General features: G+C 68.7%; 11 protein-coding genes. 10 read left to right on the top strand and 1 reads right to left on the bottom strand.

The window, feature by feature from the left end:
- Nucleotides 1-47: 47 nt before the first annotated feature.
- The 10 genes from ABZ664_RS31740 (at nucleotide 48) to ABZ664_RS31695 (ending at nucleotide 13,990) form a co-directional block, all read left to right on the top strand.
- Nucleotides 48-1,487, top strand: coding sequence for an NAD(P)/FAD-dependent oxidoreductase (locus ABZ664_RS31740; protein WP_362517956.1), 1,440 nt, complete (start codon nucleotides 48-50; stop codon nucleotides 1,485-1,487).
- A 13-nt stretch (nucleotides 1,488-1,500) separates the two neighbouring features.
- Complete coding sequence (locus ABZ664_RS31735; RefSeq protein ID WP_362517953.1) at nucleotides 1,501-2,973, top strand: multicopper oxidase family protein; 1,473 nt, start codon at nucleotides 1,501-1,503, stop codon at nucleotides 2,971-2,973.
- Between the two features lie 12 nt (nucleotides 2,974-2,985).
- Nucleotides 2,986-4,017 (top strand): ketoacyl-ACP synthase III family protein, encoded by a 1,032-nt coding sequence (locus ABZ664_RS31730; RefSeq protein ID WP_362517950.1) that lies wholly within the window; start codon nucleotides 2,986-2,988, stop codon nucleotides 4,015-4,017.
- A 23-nt stretch (nucleotides 4,018-4,040) separates the two neighbouring features.
- Nucleotides 4,041-7,823 carry an acyltransferase domain-containing protein gene (locus ABZ664_RS31725; RefSeq protein WP_362517948.1) on the top strand — a complete coding sequence of 1,261 codons (3,783 nt, stop codon included), beginning with the start codon at nucleotides 4,041-4,043 and terminating at the stop codon, nucleotides 7,821-7,823.
- Nucleotides 7,824-8,039: 216 nt separating this feature from the next.
- A complete protein-coding gene (locus tag ABZ664_RS31720; RefSeq protein ID WP_362517945.1) occupies nucleotides 8,040-9,110 on the top strand; it encodes a glucose-1-phosphate thymidylyltransferase in 1,071 nt (356 codons plus the stop codon).
- A complete protein-coding gene (gene rfbB / locus ABZ664_RS31715; protein WP_362517943.1) occupies nucleotides 9,110-10,090 on the top strand; it encodes a dTDP-glucose 4,6-dehydratase in 981 nt (326 codons plus the stop codon). The genes ABZ664_RS31720 and rfbB overlap by 1 nt, the downstream gene beginning before the upstream one ends.
- A 14-nt stretch (nucleotides 10,091-10,104) precedes the next feature.
- The gene (locus ABZ664_RS31710) at nucleotides 10,105-11,151 is read left to right on the top strand and encodes an NAD-dependent epimerase/dehydratase family protein (protein ID WP_362517940.1); all 1,047 of its coding nucleotides are present in this window, start codon (nucleotides 10,105-10,107) and stop codon (nucleotides 11,149-11,151) included.
- Nucleotides 11,152-11,159: 8 nt separating this feature from the next.
- Nucleotides 11,160-11,870 carry a class I SAM-dependent methyltransferase gene (locus ABZ664_RS31705; protein WP_362517937.1) on the top strand — a complete coding sequence of 237 codons (711 nt, stop codon included), beginning with the start codon at nucleotides 11,160-11,162 and terminating at the stop codon, nucleotides 11,868-11,870.
- Nucleotides 11,871-11,922: 52 nt separating this feature from the next.
- Entirely contained in the window at nucleotides 11,923-12,888 is a 966-nt protein-coding gene (locus ABZ664_RS31700; protein ID WP_362517935.1) for an NAD-dependent epimerase/dehydratase family protein, read from the top strand.
- A gap of 61 nt (nucleotides 12,889-12,949) precedes the next feature.
- Nucleotides 12,950-13,990 (top strand): hypothetical protein, encoded by a 1,041-nt coding sequence (locus tag ABZ664_RS31695; protein WP_362517932.1) that lies wholly within the window; start codon nucleotides 12,950-12,952, stop codon nucleotides 13,988-13,990.
- 177 nt (nucleotides 13,991-14,167) lie between these two features.
- Here ABZ664_RS31695 and ABZ664_RS31690 read toward each other — a convergent pair whose 3' ends face one another.
- Nucleotides 14,168-15,136, bottom strand: a complete 969-nt coding sequence (locus ABZ664_RS31690) for an NAD(P)-dependent oxidoreductase (RefSeq protein ID WP_362517929.1) — start codon at nucleotides 15,134-15,136, stop codon at nucleotides 14,168-14,170.
- Nucleotides 15,137-15,167: the final 31 nt, after the last annotated feature.

Raw genomic sequence — 15,167 nt, 5'->3', positions numbered from 1 at the left:
GGTCATTAGGTCGGATGACATTGTTTCGGCTTTATGATTGGAGCTCAATGCCAAGCACGGTCTTGGTCATCGGCGGCGGTCCTGCTGGCTCCACGGCGGCGGCCCTGCTGGCCAGAGCGGGTCTGTCGGTGCACCTGCTGGAGAAGGAGACGTTTCCCCGCTACCACATCGGCGAGTCCATCGCGTCCTCGTGCCGGACGATCGTCGACTACGTGGGCGCGCTGGACGAGGTGAACGCCTGCGGCTACACCGAGAAGACCGGCGTGCTGCTGCGCTGGGGCAAGGAAGACTGGGCGATCGACTGGGCGAAGATCTTCGGCACCGGGGTGCGCTCCTGGCAGGTCGATCGCGATGAATTCGATCATGTCCTGCTGAACAACGCGGTGAAGCAGGGCGCCACGGTGGTCCAGGGCGCCGCGGTGAAGAAGGTGCTGTTCGACGGCGACCGGGCCGTGGGCGCCGAATGGGTCGATCCGGTCTCGGGCGAGTCGCGCACCGGCGCGTACGACTTCATCGTGGACGCGTCGGGCCGGGCCGGGCTGATCCCCTCACAGCACTTCAAGCACCGCCGTCCGACGGAAACGTTCAAGAACGTCGCCATCTGGGGTTACTGGCAGGGCGGCTCGCTGCTCCCCGGATCCCCGTCGGGCGGCATCAACGTCATCTCCGCTCCCGACGGCTGGTACTGGGTCATTCCGCTGCGCGGCGACAGGTACAGCGTGGGGTTCGTCTGCCATCAGACGCGGTTCCTGGAACGGCGCAAGGAACACGAGTCGCTGGAGGCGATGCTGGCGTCGCTGATCGAGGAGTCCCCGTCGGTGCGCGGCCTGCTCGAAAACGGGACCTATCAGCCCGGTGTCCGCGTCGAGCAGGACTTCTCCTACGTCTCCGACTCCTTCTGCGGTCCTGGATACTTCGCCGCGGGCGACAGCGCCTGCTTTCTCGATCCGCTGCTGTCCACCGGGGTGCATCTGGCGCTCTACAGCGGCATGCTGGCCGCGGCCTCGATCCTGGCCACCGTCGAGGGCGAGGTCGGCGAGGAAGAGGCCCGCGCTTTCTATGACTCCCTGTACCGCAACGCCTACGACCGGCTGTTCACCCTCGTCGCCGGCGTCTACCAGCAGCAGGCGGGCAAGGAGGCGTACTTCGGCCTGGCCGACGCGCTGGTGAACGAGAGGGGGGAGATCGAGTACGAGAAGGTGGACGGGGCCAGAGCCTTCGCCCAGCTCGTCGCCGGAATCGCGGACATGGACGACGCCATGGAAGGCAGGCACGAGAGCCAGGCCGACTCCTCCACGCACGCCGACAACTCGGTTGACCAGCTCTTCCTGGCGGCGGAACAGGCCAGGCTCATGGCCACGGGTAACACGCCGAAGGCTCCTGTCAGTGAGGCGCCGGGCAAGCTCGACGCCCACGACCTGTTCGACTCCGTCACCGGCCTGTACCTGAGAACCGTCCCCACACTGGGCATCGGCCGGACCCGCTGAACGAGGAATCCGTATGCTGAATCGACGGCGTTTCGTCACCCTCGGGGCCACCGCGCTGGGTGGTGCCGCGGTCCTGCCGCTCACCGGGGACCTGTTCTCTCCGCCACCGCCCACCGCGAACGCACATCACGCCGGCCACGGGGGGAGCGCCGCAGCGGTGGACGCCACCAACGTGACGTTCACCCCGTTCACTCAGCGGATGCCCGTGCCCGCGACGCTCAGGCCGTCCCAGAGGACCTCGGACACCGACATCTACACGCTGCCCGTCAGGGCCGCCGAGGCGGAACTCGTCCCGGGCCTGAGCACCCCCGTGCTCACCTACGGCGGCCAGTTCGTCGGCCCGACCATCCGGGCCAGGACAGGCCGCCGGACGCGGGTGACCTTCACGAACGAGCTGGACGGGCCGACCAACGTGCACCTGCACGGCGGCCACGTCTCGCCGGAGAACGACGGCCACCCCATGGACCTCATCCCGCCCGGGCAGACGAGGGCCTACGAATATCCGAACGCGCAGCGTGCCGCGACGTTGTGGTACCACGACCACACACATGGCCTGGAAGCCGACCACATCTACCGCGGCCTGCACGGCTTCTACCTGATCGAGGACAGGGCCGAGCGGCGGTTCAACCTGCCCGACGGCGCGTACGACGTGCCCATCATGCTGCGCAACGCGCAGTTCGACGAGGACGGCGCCCTGGTCTTCGGCCACCCCGACAACCGGACCACCATCCTGGTGAACGGCAAGGCGCAGCCGTACTTGCCGGTCGCCGCGCGCAGGTACCGGTTCCGGCTGCTGAACTCCGCCCTCAAGCACGTCTTCCGGCTGAACATGGGCGGCGTGCCGATGACGAAGATCGCAACCGACGGAGGGCTCCTGCCCGCACCGGTGGAGCGGACGGAACTGGAGGTCTCCTCGGGCGAGCGAGTGGAGATCGTCGTGGACTTCGCCCCCCACCTGGGACACGGCCCGCTGTATCTGTACGACGGGGAGAACCCGATCCTGCGCTTCGACGTGTCGCGGGCGCACGGCCGCTCCGACCACAGCGACGTGCCCGACAACCTGGTTCCGCTGCCGGCGCTCGCCGCCGCCACCGTCGAACGCACGATGGTCATGAGCATGGACATGTCGGTCAGGCCCCCCATCGGCCTGATCAACGGCAGGCCGTTCGACCCCTACAGGGTGGACACACAGATCAAGCAGGGCGCCACGGAGATCTGGAACATCGTCAACGCCGACGTGTCACCGTTTCCCTTCGACCACCCCTTCCACACTCATCTGCTGCAGTTCCAGGTGATCGGCAGGAACGACGGCCCGCCGCTGCCCGAGGACGCGGGTCTCAAGGACACCGTCTACGTGTCACCGATGGGGTCGGTGCGCATCCAGATGACCTTCGACACCCCTTACCTGGGCCGTTACATGTACCACTGCCATTTCCCCGAGCATTCCGCGCTCGGAATGATGGCCCAGATGGAGATCATCCCCTGAGGAGACGGACTCGTGCGCACACCAGGTATCTTCATCGGCGCGCTTGGGACCTTCATACCCCCGACCGTGAGCGTGGAGTGGGCCGTCGCGAACGGCCACTATCCCTCCGAGGACGTCGAGATGCACGAACTCGGCGGGACCGCGATCGCCGGTGAGATCCCACCCCCGGAGATGGCCCTGCGTGCCGCGCAGCAGGCGGTCAAGCGATGGGGCGGTTCACCTCTGGGGTTCGACCTTCTCCTGTACGCCAGCACCTGGCACCAGGGGCCGGACGGCTGGCCGCCGCACTCCTATCTCCAGAGGCACCTGGTGGGCGGCGACCTGCTCGCGCTGGAGATACGGCAGGGCTGCAACGGCATGATGGCCGCGATGGAACTCGCGGCCGGCTGTCTGCTGGCCGTACCGGAGCGCAGTAGCGCGCTGCTCGTCGCCGCGGACAACTACGGCACGCCGCTGGTCAACCGCTGGCGGATGGGGCCCGGATTCATCGGCGGTGACGCCGCCTCAGCCCTCGTACTGACCAAGGGACCGGGGTTCGCGAGGCTTCGCTCGGTGTGCTCCAAGACGATCCCCGAGGCCGAGGCGCTGCACCGCGGTGACGAGCCGCTGTTCCCGCCAAGCATCACCCGCGGGCGGCCCACGGACTTCAGTGCCAGGATCGGCCAGCAGTTCGCCACTCAGAGCCCCGCGGCGGCGGCCATGGCCACGATGCCCGAGCAGATGACGGCCCTGATCGGCCGGGCGCTCGAGGAGTCGGGCATCCAGATGGGCGACATCGCCCGGGTGGCTTTCATGAACTACTCCAAGGAGGTCGTCGAGCAGCGCGTCATGGCCGCGTGGGACCTGCCGATGGACCGTTCGACCTGGGAGTTCGGCCGCACCGTCGGGCACTGCGGGGCGAGCGACCACATTCTCTCCTTCGAGCATCTGGTCCGCACCGGCGAACTGAGGCCGGGAGAGCACATGTTGATGCTCGGAACCGCGCCAGGCCTCGTCCTGTCCTGCGCGATCGTCCAGGTCCTGGAGCAGACCGCATGGGCCTAGAAAGCCGACAGCAGAGGATATCCGTGAAGTCCACCGTGCTCCAGTCGCCTCAGGCGGCCCACCAACCGCTCGCCGTGATCGGCATCGGCTGCCGTTTCCCGGGAGACGTCAACTCGCCCGACGCGTTCTGGGACCTGCTGACCCGTGGCGAGACCACCGTGGGAGAGGTGCCGGAAGGCCGCTGGGACGCCTACGGGGACCTTGGGCCCGAGTTCGAGACCATGCTGCGGCGGGTCATCAGGGCGGGCAACTTCCTGAGCGGGATCGACGGCTTCGACGCGGAGTTCTTCGGTATCTCCCCGCGCGAGGCCGAACTGATGGACCCGCAGCAGCGGATCTTCCTTGAGGTGGCCTGGCAGGCGCTGGAGTACGCGGGCATCCCGCCCCGCGCACTGGCCGGAACCGACACGGGCGTCTTCGCGGGCATCTGCACCTACGACTACGGCGGCCGGCAGATGGAGGACCTGCCGAGCCTCGACGCCTGGACCGGTATCGGCTCCGCGAACTGCGCGGTCTCCAACCGCGTCTCGCATGCCCTGGACCTGCGCGGGCCGAGCATGACGGTGGACACGGCGTGCTCCGCCTCGCTGGTGGCCCTGCACCTCGCGGCGCAGAGCCTGCGCCTGGGGGAGAGCACCGTGGCGCTCGCCGGCGGCGTCAACCTGCTCGTCTCGCCCGGACAGTCGCTCACACTCGACGCCGCGGGAGCGCTCGCCCCTGACGGGCGCAGCAAGTCGTTCGACGCCTCCGCCGACGGCTACGGCCGCGGCGAAGGCTGCGGTGTCGTGGTGCTGAAGCTCCTGGCCGATGCCGAGCGCGACGGTGACCGGGTGCTGGCCGTACTGCGCGGCAGCGCGGTCAACCAGGACGGCAGGACCAACGGGATCATGGCGCCGTGCGGCCAGGCGCAGGAACATGTCATGACAAGCGCGTTGCGGGCCGCCGGGATCGAGCCGGGCACGGTGGACTACATCGAGGCCCACGGGACGGGAACCCCGCTCGGTGATCCGATGGAAGCGGCGGCGATCGGCGCCGTCTACGGCGTCGGCCAGACGGATCCCTGCCTGGTCGGCTCGGTGAAGTCCAACATCGGCCACCTGGAGGGCGCGGCCGGCGTCGCCGGTGTCATCAAGGCGGTCCTGGCACTGGACCGCGCCGAGATCCCGTCCACCGTGCTGGCCACCGAGATCAACTCGGCGATCGAGTGGGATCGGCTGGGGCTGGAGCTGGTGACCGGCCGGATCCCGTGGCCCGAGCGCGGCCATCCGCGCCGCGCGGGCGTGTCCGGTTTCGGGTACGGCGGGACCGTCGCGCACGTGTTGTTGGAGCAGGCCCCGGCCCGGGCGACGCCACAGCGAGAGGACACGCGCGAAGCCGAGACGCTCTTTCCCCTCTCGGCCGCGTCGCCGTCCGCGCTCCAGCCCATGGCCGAGGCCCTGGCCGACCAGATCGAGCAGGGTGGGGACCTGGCCTCCATCGGGCACACGCTGGCCCTGCGCCGCTCGCACCTGGCCGAGCGAGCGGTGGTGGTGGCCGCGGGCCGCGACGAGCTCGTCGGGGAACTGCGCGCGCTGGCCGCGGGGGAGTCCACGGACGGTGTCGTCGCGGGTTCACCTGTCGGTGAGGACGCCAGGCCGGTCTGGGTCTTCTCGGGGCACGGCTCCCAGTGGCCGGGCATGGGCCGCGATCTGCTGGCCGAGCCGGCGTTCGCGCAGGTGATCGAGGCTCTGGAGCCCATCTACCGCGAGGAGATCGGGTTCTCCCCGAGGCAGGTGCTGCTGGAGGACGCGCTCGACGACGTCGACCGCGTCCAGACCATGATCTTCGCGATGCAGCTCGGGCTCGCAGCGCTCTGGCGTTCTCGCGGGGTGAGCCCGGACGCCGTCATCGGGCACTCCGTCGGCGAGATCGCCGCGGCCGTCACCGCGGGGGTCCTGACGCTGGAGGAAGGGGCCCGGCTGATCTGTCGGCGTTCGGCGCTTCTGCGCCGGGTCTCCGGCAAGGGGGCGATGGCGATGGTCACGCTGCCGTTCACGGAGGCCGCCGCGCGACTGGGCGACCGGACGGACGTGGTGGCGGGGATCGCCTCCTCGCCGCACTCCACGGTGGTGTCCGGCGACCGGGACGCGATCGAGGCGCTGATCGAGCAGTGGCCGCGAGAGGGCGTCGGGGTCCGCCGCGTCTCCTCCGACGTGGCCTTCCACAGCCCGCACATGGACCCGCTGCTTCACGACCTCGCGGCCGCGGCGGCCGACCTCACGCCGAAGCAGGCCCGTATTCCGATCTACACCACCGCCCTGGACGATCCGCGGGCGGCGATGACGGCCGACGGCGCCTACTGGGCGGCGAACCTTCGCAACCCGGTGCGCTTGGCCGCCGCCGTCGGTGAGGCCGTCGCCGACGGCCACCGCGCCTTCCTCGAGATCTCCCCGCATCCGGTGGTGACGCACTCCATCCACGAGACTCTGGCCGAGCTCGGTGTGGAGGACGCCTTCGTCGGCTCGACTCTGCGCAGGCACACCCCGGAAGCCCGTACCTTCCTCACCGCCGTGGCCAAGGCCCACTGCGGCGGGATCGCCGTCGACTGGCGGGCGCTGCACCCGAAGGGCGAGCCGGCCACGCTGCCGGTCTATCCGTGGCGGCACCGTACGCACTGGCACCGCCCGGGTCCGCGGACGCGGGTGAGGGGCCGAGGCCACAGCGTGGCCTCGGCCAGCCTGCTGGGCACCAGAACCAGCATCGCCGGAAGCCCGCTGCTGGTGTGGCAGACCGCGCTTGACGACGCGAGCCGCCCGTATCCGGGCAGCCATGCGCTGAACGGCGTGGAGATCGTTCCCGCCGCGGTGTTCGCCGTCACCTTCCTCGACGTGGCCGTGCGCGATGGCCGATCGCCGGTGCTGGCCGAGCTCGCGATGCACCACCCGCTGATCACGGCCGACCTCAGGGAGGTCCAGGTCGTCCAGGACGGCAATGCCGTACGGCTGGCGTCACGCATGGCCGGTGACGACGGTGGGGAGGATCCCGCCTGGCTCGTCCACGCCGAGGCCAGGGTCGGTGAGCAACCCGCGCACGCGCCCGGTTCGCTGGTGGACGCCGCGGAGTATCGCCTCGAACCGGCCGACCCCGGCCTGGTGCGCCGGGCGTTGACCGAGGTCGGCGTGCCGTCGACCGGTTTCGAATGGACCATCGAGAGTTTGCTGTCGGGCAACGGTGTCCTGCGAGCACGCGTGTGCTTCGCCGACGCGAGCACCTGGGCGTCGGCGCTGGACGCGGTGATGTCCATAGCTCCGGTCGCCTTCCCGGGGGTTCGGCTGCTGCGAATGGCGGTCCACATCGAGGAGATGGTCACGGCCGGCGCGCCGCCGGAGACCGCGACCATCGAGGTGGTGCTCGATGAAAACCGGCCCGACGTGGTCGACGCCGTGGTCGTCGATGAGGCGGGGCATGTGCTCGCGAGTGTGGTCGGCCTGCGCTACCAGGTGATCGACGCGCCCGCGTCGGCCGAGGACGGTCCCGGGACGGCCGAGGAGGCCGTGCCGTTCGCCGACCTGCCGCCCGAGCGGCTGCGCGAGCACGTGCTGGAGGAGGTGCGAGACCAGATCGCGACGGAGATGCGGCTGTCCGCCGCGGACCTGCATCTCCGGCGCCCACTCGCCGAGCAGGGACTCGACTCGGTCATGACGGTGGTGATCCGCCGGAGGCTGGAAAAACGTCTGGGGCAGAGCCTGCCGGCCACCCTGTTCTGGCAGCGGCCCACGGTCCAGGGCATCGCCGACTATCTGACCGGGCTGCTGGCAGAGGTCTGACGGCAGCAGAAGATAATTTCCCGAAAAATAAGCGCTTTCGGTTATTGGAAGACGGTGAAATCAGTGACGTCCGGATCTTTCCGTCGGGCCGGAGGACGATAGTAGGGAAATTATGAATCCGAATTTGGTAGCTTTGCGAAGAATCCAGATCGCCGACACCACTGGAGCCTACGTGAAACAGCCTGCCACTGTCGGCCCGTCCGTCGGAGTCGACTCGTGAAGGCGCTTGTGCTGGCGGGCGGAATCGGCTCACGCTTACGTCCGATCACACACACATTCGCCAAGCAACTTCTCCCCATCGCCAACAAGCCCGTGCTGTTTTACGGTCTCGAATCGATTCGGGACGCGGGCATCCGTGAGGTGGGAATCGTCGTCGGTGACACCACCGGGAAAGAGATCGAGGCGGCGGTCGGCGACGGCTCGATGTTCGGGCTGGAGGTGACCTACATCTTCCAGCCTGAGCCGCGCGGGCTGGCGCACGCCGTGGTCATCTCACGCGAGTACCTGGCGGACGACGACTTCGTCATGTACCTGGGTGACAACTTCGTCGTCGGCGGCATCAACGATTTCGTGGACCGCTTCCGCCGCGAAGGCCCGCGTGCGCAGGTCATGCTGACGAAGGTGACCGACCCGCAGGCGTTCGGGGTGGCGGAGCTGAGCGAGGACGGCGCCATCGTCGGCGTCGAGGAGAAGCCTCGGCATCCCAAGGGCGACCTGGCCCTCATCGGCGTTTACGCCTTCGACTCGACCGTGCACCAGGCGGTCGTGGAGATCACGCCGTCCGGGCGGAACGAGTTGGAGATCACCGACGCGATCCAGTGGCTGATCGATCACGGCCACCGGGTCGATTCGGTGGTCACCTCGGGTTACTGGCGCGATGCCGGCAGCGTCCAGGACATCCTCGCGGTGAACAGGTTCGTCCTGGAGGGCATCGAGCCTGCGGTGGCGGGCGAGGTGGACACGGCCAGCGAACTGATCGGCCACGTCGTCGTGGAAGCGGGCGCCGTCGTCACCGACTCCAAGATCGTTGGCCCGGTCGTCCTCGGCGCCGGATCGGTGGTCCACGGCTCCTTCGTAGGGCCGTTCACCTCCATCGACCGAGACTGCGTGGTGATCGACAGTGAGATCGAGCACTCGATCGTGTTGCGCGGCGCCCACATCGAGAGCGTCGCCCGCCTGGAGCGGTCACTTATCGGCAGGGAGACGCGGGTGGTCGCCACCCAGGACGTCTCCAAGACCCACAGGTTCATCCTGGGCGACCACAGCGACGTGCAGGTAGGCCACTGATGCCCCGCCTTCTCGTCACCGGTGGCGCCGGTTTCGTGGGCTCGAACTACGTCCGCGCGCTGCTGTCCGGCGCCTATCCGGCCTGGCGCGGGGCCGAGGTGACGGTCCTCGACCGGCTGACCTACGCCGGCAACCCGGCCAACCTGGAACCGGTCAAGGATCGGCTCGTCTTCGTACAGGGCGACATCTGCGATGAGGACCTGCTCGCCGACCTCGTGCCCGGTCACGACGTCGTGATCAACTTCGCCGCCGAGTCGCACGTCGACAGGTCGATCGCCGACTCCGCCGCGTTCGTGCGCACCAATGTGCTGGGCGTTCAGTGCCTCCTGAAGGCGTGTCTGGACGCGGGTGGCATCCGCGTCGTTCAGGTCTCCACCGACGAGGTCTACGGCAGCATCGAGACCGGTTCGTGGGACGAGGACAGCCCGCTGGCACCCAACTCTCCCTATTCGGCGGCCAAGGCCGGTGGCGACCTGATCGCCCGGGCGTACTTCCGCACCCATGGGCTACCGGTCAGCATCACTCGCTGCGGCAACAACTACGGCCCGTACCAGTACCCAGAGAAGATCATTCCGTTGTTCGCCACCCGGCTGCTGCAAGGCCTGACGGTGCCCCTCTACGGAGACGGCGCCAACGTCCGTGACTGGATCCATGTGGACGACCACTGCCGTGGCATTCAACTCGTCGCCGAGCGTGGCGAGCCGGGGGAGGTCTACCACATCGCGGGCACCGCCGAGCTGACCAACATCGAGCTTACCCGGCGGCTGCTCGACGCCTGCGGAGTCGGCTGGGACCGGGTCGAGCGCGTCCAGGACCGAAAGGGACACGACCGCCGATATTCATTGTCGGACGCCAAACTGCGGCGGCTGGGATACGAGCCGCGCGTCGCCTTCGAGGACGGCCTGATCGAGACCGTCCGCTGGTACGAAGCCCACCGTGACCTGTGGGAACCGCTCAAGCAATCGCGCGCCGTCGCGTAGCCCGAGGAGGCTGGATGACCCACTGCCTGGTGACCGGGGGAGCCGGTTTCATCGGTTCCCACCTGGCTGAGCGTCTGCTCGAGAACGGTCACACGGTCACCGTTCTCGACGATCTCAGCGGAGGCAGCGAAAGCCGCGTTCCGGCCGGGGCGGAGCTGGTCGTCGGTTCCGTGACCGACACCGCCCTCGTGGACACCCTGTTCCACGAGCGCCGCTTCGATCGGGTGTTTCACTTCGCCGCGTTCGCCGCCGAGGCGATCAGCCACTCGGTCAAGAGCCTCAACTACGGAACGAACGTGATGGGCAGCATCACCCTGATCAACGCCGCACTGCAGACGGGGGTGTCGTTCTTCTGCTTCGCCTCGTCGGTAGCGGTGTACGGCCACGGCCAGACCCCCATGCGGGAGTCCTCGGTTCCGGTGCCGGTGGACAGCTACGGCAACGCCAAGCATGTCATCGAGCGCGAGCTTGAGATCACGATGCGGATGCAGGGGCTTCCGTTCACCGCCTTCCGCATGCACAACGTGTACGGCGAGTGGCAGAACATGCGCGACCCCTACCGCAACGCGGTGGCCATCTTCTTCAACCAGATCATGCGCGGTGAGCCGATCACGGTGTACGGCGACGGCGGCCAGGTGCGGGCCTTCACCTACATCGGGGACGTGGTGAACGTGGTGAGCCGGGCCCCCGAGACCGAGAGTGCCTGGGGACGGGTGCTCAACGTGGGATCGGCGAGCACCAACACCGTGCTGGAGCTGGCGCTGGCCGTGCGGTCGGCCGCCGGGGTGCCCGAGCATCCCATCGCCCACCTGCCGTCCAGGAACGAGGTGACGGTGGCCTACACCGCCACGGAAGAGGCGCGCTCCATCTTCGGGAACTGGGCGGACACGCCTTTGACCGAAGGGCTCGCGCGGACCGCGAAATGGGCGGCATCCGTCGGTCCTGCGGAACTGCAGTCGTCGTTCGACCTGGAAATCGGCGGCGACCGGGTTCCGGAATGGGCGCGGCTGGTAGAGAAGAGACTGGAAAACACCGGCACTTTGCACCGGGCGAACCGATAAGGATTGTGATGGACGCCGAGGAAATTCAGCGCCGCGTGCGCGAGCTGGAGCCATGGGTCAACGGATTTGAATACAACGGGGTGCGTTATGCCGAAGGATCTTCCCACGACTATCTGCTGAGCCAGGACCCGGAGCAGCGGGCCAAGGCATTCTTCGCCGCTTTTCCCCAGGCCGGTAGAATTCTCGAACTCGGCGCGCTGGAAGGGGCCGACACCGTGGCGCTGGCACGGCGCCCGGGAACTTCCGTCCTGGCGCTGGAAGGGCGCCAGGAGAACCTGGGCCGCGCCGAGTTCGTGGTGGAGGTCTTCGGTCTGACCAACGTGGAACTCAGGCTCGCCGACGTCGAACGCCTCGACTTCGCCGAGCTCGGCGCGTTCGACGTGGTGCTGTGTGCGGGGCTGATGTACCACGTCCAGGAACCGTGGGCCCTGCTGGAGAAGATCGCGAGCGTCGCCGGCGGCCTGTACCTCTCGACCCACTACTGGGGCACTTCCGAGGGGCTGGACGCGCTGGCCGGGTACGCGGTCAAGAACGTCCGCGAGGGACATCCCGAACCCCAGGCCCGCGGGCTCAGCGTGGACGTGCGCTGGCTGGATCGCCCGTCGCTTTTCGCGGCGTTGAAGAACGCGGGCTTCACCGAGATCGAGGTCCTGCACGAGCGGGTGTCGGCGGAGGTGTGCGACATCGTCGCCGCGTGCAGGAAGGAGCCGGTCCAGTGAGCCAGGTGGCGCAGAACCATCGTGATCGAGTTCACGAACTCTTGGTGGCCCGATGAGGAGCCTGAAAGGCGCTCGCGCGGTCGTCACGGGCGGGGCCGGTTTCATCGGCTCCCATCTTTGCGAGGCACTCGTCGCGCAGGGCTGCTCCGTGATCTGTGTGGACAACATGTGTACCGGCGAGCCGGGCAACCTGGCGGGCGTGGAGCGGTCGCCCAGCTTCCGCCTGATCCGCCATGACGTGACCGAGCCGTTCACCATAGACGGGCCGGTCGACCACGTCGTCCACCTCGCCTCGCCGGCGTCGCCGCTGGACTACCTGCGCATGCCGCTGGAGACGCTGCGGGTGGGGTCGGCGGGAACGGAGAACGCGCTGCGGGTGGCCGCTGCGCACAGGGCGCGCTTCGTCCTCGCCTCCACCTCGGAGGTGTACGGCGATCCCGCCCAGCACCCCCAGCCGGAGTCCTACTGGGGCAATGTGAACCCCGTGGGGCCGCGAGCGGTGTACGACGAGTCCAAGCGCTACGCCGAGGCGCTGACGGCCGCCTATCGGCGGACGCTCGGCGCCGACACGGCCATCGCCCGGCTGTTCAACAGCTTCGGGCCGAGGATGCGCCGCAACGACGGCCGCGTCGTGCCGACCTTCATCGACCAGGCCCTGGCCGGCGAGCCGCTGACCATCAACGGCTCCGGCGAACAGACCAGATCCCTGTGCTACGTGGACGACACGGTCAAGGGCCTGCTTGCCCTGATGTGCAGCACGGTACCCGGGCCGGTGAACATCGGCGCCACCCAGGAACTCACCGTGAGGGAGATCGCCGAACTGATCGCCGCTGAGGCCGGGGCCGAACTCCGCACGGTCTCCCAGCAGTTGCCGACAGACGAGCCGAACCGGCGTTGTCCCGACATCGAGCTGGCCAGAGCACTTCTCGGTTGGAAGCCAGAGATATCCGTCTCCGAGGGATTACGGCGAACCTTCGGCTGGTGGGCCACCGCGTATCCGCAGGGGGGGCGGATTTGACGAAGGCAGCGAGAGGAGCCGCACGAGGGACGTCGAAGCGGACGCGAAAGGCGGAGGAACGGTGACTCGCCCGCGGATCCTGATCTCCGGGAACTTTCACTGGCAGGCGGGATTCAGCCAGACCGTGGCCGCTTACGTGCGCGCGGCCGACGAGGCCGGCTGCGACATCCGGATCAGCGGTCCGCTGTCGCGGATGGACGACGAGGTTCCGAGGCACCTGCCGGTGGAGCATGACGTGCGCTGGTGCACGCATCTGGTCCTCATGTTCGAGGCCCGGCAATTCCTGTCCGCCGAGCAGATCGAGATGGCCTGCTCGGTCCCCAGGGACCGGCGGCTGATCGTCGACTTCGACGGGCACTGGGGCATCGCCGACGGTGTCCAGGTGGAGGCGCGCAAATACTCGGCCGAGAGCTGGCAGGTGCTCTACTCCACGCTGAGCGACCTGATCCTGCAGCCCAAGGTGGCCGGACCGCTGCCCCCCGGCGCGGAGTTCTTCAAGTGCTTCGGGTTGCCCCCGGTGCGGCACCCGTTGAGCCCGGACCGCAAGCCCGACTACGACCTGCAGTACATCGGCAGCAACTGGGGCCGCTGGCAACCGCTGGCCGAGGTCATGGCGGCGGCGAAGCGGGCGGAACCGCCTCTGAAGTCGCTGCGGGTCTGCGGCCGCTGGTGGGACGGTGACACCTGCCCGGGCTTCGAGGAGATCACCCTCAGCGAGCCCGGCTGGCTGCGCGGTCAAGGTGTCGAGGTCCATCCGCCCGTGCCCTTCGGGCACGTCATCGAGGAGATGGGGCGGTCACTGATCTCCCCGATTCTCGTCAGCTCGCTGGTGAGCGGTACGGGCCTCCTCACCGCCCGGCTGTTCGAGACCCTTGCGTCGGGAAGCCTTCCCGCCGTCCCGCCCGAGGCGGAGTTCATGGTCTCGGTATACGGCGACGCCGCTGAGCACCTGAGGCTCGGCTCCGATCCCGCCACCGCGCTCGCCCGCATGAGCGTGGACTACGAGCGCCACGCGCGCATCGTGGGCGACATCCAGGACACGCTCCGCGAGGCGTACGGCTACCCGCGGTTGCTCAAAGATCTGCTGGCGTTCTTCCGCTGAGGAGATCGCGATGGAACGGCCCGGCCCGGCGCGTGTTCCCTGTGGGACGGCGCCTCCTCCTTTGCGCGGATCGGTCCGGACGGTCCTGCGGCCGTCTACAGCCCGGTGATCTTCAGCTCGCGGACTCACGAGTTCGGCACGTCGTAACCGCCCCCTCATGCCCGTTTCCTGTCCGCACTACGCTCTCCTTCCGGTGCGGGACGGCGGGAAGGGCGTCCGCTCCATCACCTCGCGCCAGAGCTCGTGGACCGAGTCGCGCAACGTCCTTCGCGGTGTCCAGCCGAGCAGGTCACGCGCGGGCCGGGGGTCGACCCGTGTCCAGTCGTCGGTGTCCGCGGACAGGTCCGGGGCAGGACGCTCGACTATGGTGGCCGGCACCCCGCTCACCTCGACGAGCATGTTGACCAGCGTACGCACCGGGACGGCCTCGCCGCGGCCGATGGCGATCGGGGTGTGCCGACCGGTGATCCGCGTCGCGGCGCGGACCGCGTCGGAGACATCCCGGACATCCACATAGTCCCGGCGGGCTTGCAGCGCGGTCAGCTCGATCATCGCGGCCTCGCCGCGGCCGGCCGCGGCGGCCAGGCGGTCGGCCACACGGCCGAGCAGGCTCGCCGGAGGTGCACCCGGACCGGCGACATTGGCCAGCCGCAGTACCACCGCGTCCACGGTCCCGACCGCAGCGGCCGACAGCACCGCCTCGGTCGCGGCCGACTTGAACCGGTCATAGTCGGAGGCCGGCCCAGGCGATCGCTGGGTGGACTCGGTACCGTCCGGCGCGAGGTGCCCGTACTCCAACACCGAGCCAAGGTGCACCAGCCGGGGCACCAACCGGGTTTTTTCCAGTGCCGCCAGGATGTGCCGGGTCGCCCCGACACAGCTGGCCTCCAGCTCGCGGCCGGTCAGGCCCCACTTGCCGCCGGTCGCGTTGATCACCGTGTCCGGGTGCTCGGCGGCCAGTACGGCCGCCAGTTCCCCGGTCGGTGTTTCGGAGACGTCGACGGCCCTGAACCGGTACCCGGGAGCGGACCGGGCCGCGTTCCTCGCCACGACGAGCACGTCCCGTCCCTCCGCGACGAGGTCCTTGCATATCCGGCGCCCTAGGAATCCGGTGCCGCCGACCACGACGATGCGACCCTCACTCACCCTTGCCTCCTGATCGGCTCTCCGTTCCTGA

This window comes from Streptosporangium sp. NPDC006930 (genome assembly GCF_040635605.1).
GTDB lineage: Bacteria > Actinomycetota > Actinomycetes > Streptosporangiales > Streptosporangiaceae > Streptosporangium.
Note: the sequence above shows the minus strand (reverse complement) of the source record. Positions and strands in the feature narration are given on the sequence as shown.

What these genes read in the sequence shown, in the direction of transcription:
- ABZ664_RS31700 (WP_362517935.1), top strand. Translation starts at nt 11,923, where the DNA reads ATGAGGAGCCTGAAAGGCGCTCGCGCGGTCGTCACGGGCGGGGCCGGT.
- ABZ664_RS31710 (WP_362517940.1), top strand. Translation starts at nt 10,105, where the DNA reads ATGACCCACTGCCTGGTGACCGGGGGAGCCGGTTTCATCGGTTCCCAC.
- rfbB (WP_362517943.1), top strand. Translation starts at nt 9,110, where the DNA reads ATGCCCCGCCTTCTCGTCACCGGTGGCGCCGGTTTCGTGGGCTCGAAC.
- ABZ664_RS31740 (WP_362517956.1), top strand. Translation starts at nt 48, where the DNA reads ATGCCAAGCACGGTCTTGGTCATCGGCGGCGGTCCTGCTGGCTCCACG.
- ABZ664_RS31735 (WP_362517953.1), top strand. Translation starts at nt 1,501, where the DNA reads ATGCTGAATCGACGGCGTTTCGTCACCCTCGGGGCCACCGCGCTGGGT.
- ABZ664_RS31705 (WP_362517937.1), top strand. Translation starts at nt 11,160, where the DNA reads ATGGACGCCGAGGAAATTCAGCGCCGCGTGCGCGAGCTGGAGCCATGG.